The sequence below is a fragment of the Halorubrum sp. Ea1 genome (genome assembly GCF_002252965.1).
Lineage (GTDB): Archaea > Halobacteriota > Halobacteria > Halobacteriales > Haloferacaceae > Halorubrum.
Genome location: NZ_NHPG01000040.1, coordinates 1 through 775 on the forward strand (window position 1 = coordinate 1; position 775 = coordinate 775).

The 775-nt window shown below is 72.9% G+C and carries 1 pseudogene; it reads right to left on the minus strand.

Annotated elements, in window-relative coordinates:
- Positions 1–775 (minus strand): annotated as a pseudogene (locus DJ73_RS05455) (ABC transporter permease); the annotation flags it as partial.

The following is a 775-nucleotide window of genomic DNA, read 5'->3' on the forward strand; positions in this document are numbered from 1 at the left end:
GCCGAGCGCGCGGAGCCGCCGGCGGTCGGCGAGGTCAGCGATGGCGGCGTCCTCGACCGTCGAGAGCCGCACCGCGAGCGCGTCGAGGAGCTTCCGCGTCACCGGCTTCTGGGTGAACATGTCCTCCTCGCGGTACACCCCGAGCCCGAGGCCGAACAGGAGCGCGGCGCCGAGCGCCATCGGCCCGGTCGAGAAGAGCGCCTCGCCGACCGAGACGGCCTCGCCCTGCAGGTCGAAGACGACGAGCGTCAGGGGCGACACCAGCGCGACCGGCGTCACGTTGGTGAAGACGGCGGGGACGAACGCGTACGTCGTGAGGAGCACGCTGACGCCGACCGTGACGAAGGTGAGCTCCTTGAACGACCGCGAGAACATCGCGCCGACGAACGTGGCCGCGAGGAAGGTCAGGGCGACGGGCAGCACGGCGATCACCGAGAGGGCGCCGCCCCCCACGGCGACCGCGATGACGGTCGTGACGAGGAGCGCGGCCGCGACGTACGGGAGCGTCTTCCCGGCGACGATGTCCACCGGCGAGAGCGGCGTGACGAGCAGCGGCTCCCCCCGCCGGTTCGTGCGCTCGTCGAGCACGGACGAGCCGTACGCCTGGATGAGGAAGTTCATCGGGACGAGGAACACGAACGCCAGGAGCAGCGAGACGAAGGGGAACGGCGGGGAGATCGATCCGGGCGAGCCCGCCGTGTCGGCGCCGAACGTCCCGCCGCCGACCGACGGCACCGCGAACCCGCCGCCCGAGGCGCCGCCGTCGAGCGCGGCG